Here is a 1,204-nt window from a genome sequence, read left to right as displayed (position 1 = left end):
GCCCCTGCCCCTGCCCCTGCCCCTACACCTCTCCCCTCACCGACCGGAGGACCCTGTGTCGACCCCTGCCCTTTCCCGCCGCGCCATGCTGCGCTCCCTCGCGGGGGCGAGCGCGCTCGCCCTCGGCCTGACCACCTGTTCCGCGCTCGACGACGCGGCCGAGGACGGCCCCGAGACCCCGGGCGCCGGCGGGGGGAACGGGCGCCGGCTCGGCGCCGAGTGGGAGAAGCACACCCGGACGTTCATGGCCTGGCCCGCGTCCGAGAACGTCTGGGGCGACCAGCTGGCCGGTGTACGGGGGGACATCGCCGGTCTCGCGGCCGCCATCGGCGCCCGCGAGCCGGTGGTGCTCATGGCCCGGCCGGATCAGGCGGACGCCGCCCAGCAGGCGTGCGGGGGCGACGTGGAGGTGATCCCGCTCGCGGTCGACGACCTGTGGGCCCGGGACACGGCGCCGGTCTTCGTGGAGGAGGGCGGCAAGGTCAAGGGGGTCGACTTCAACTTCAGCGGCTGGGGCGGCAAGCAGGAGCACGGCAACGACGGCAAGGTGGCCCGGGCCCTGCTGACGAAGTACGGCCTCGAACGGATCGAGACGCCGCTTGTCGCCGAGGGCGGCTCCTTCGAGACCGACGGCCTCGGCACCCTGGTGCTCACCGAGAGCTCCGTGGTCAACTCCAACCGCAACCCCGGCATGAGCCGCGACCGGATCGAGGCGGAGCTGAAGAAGGCCTTCGGCGTGACCAAGGTGATCTGGCTGGCCGGGGTGAAGGGCAAGGACATCACCGACGCGCACGTGGACTGCCTGATGCGGTTCGTGGCGCCCGGCGTGGTGCTGCTGGACAAGGCCTTCCCGGGCACCCCGGCCGACGTGTGGTCGCGCTCGGCCGACCAGGCGAAGTCCGTCCTCAAGGACGCCACCGACGCACGGGGCAAGAAGATCCAGGTCATCGAGCTGTCCCAGCCCGACCCCGACCGGATCACCGGCCGGGGCGACGCCTTCGTCTCCTCGTACATGAACTTCTACATCGGCGCCAAGGGCGTGTACCTGCCCCGGTTCGGCGACGCCCGGGCCGACGACCGGGCGCAGCAGGTCATGAAGGAGCACTTCCCCGACCGCGAGATCGTCCCCGTGAAGATCGACGCCATCGCCTCGGGCGGCGGCGGCATCCACTGCGCCACCCACGACCAGCCCGCCGTCGCCGGC

Annotated in this window: 1 protein-coding gene; it reads left to right on the top strand. The window is 72.4% G+C overall.

Features of this window, described 5'->3' with window-relative positions:
- Positions 1 to 55: 55 nt before the first annotated feature.
- Positions 56 to 1,204: agmatine/peptidylarginine deiminase (locus tag ACFVXK_RS38710; RefSeq protein WP_389622116.1), on the top strand; the 1,149-nt coding region annotated here is incomplete at its 3' end.

This window comes from Streptomyces sp. NPDC058157, from assembly GCF_042884105.1.
In the GTDB taxonomy this organism is placed as follows: Bacteria; Actinomycetota; Actinomycetes; order Streptomycetales; family Streptomycetaceae; genus Streptomyces.
The sequence above is the reverse complement of the archived record's forward strand: the minus strand, read 5'-3'. Positions and strand labels throughout refer to the sequence as shown.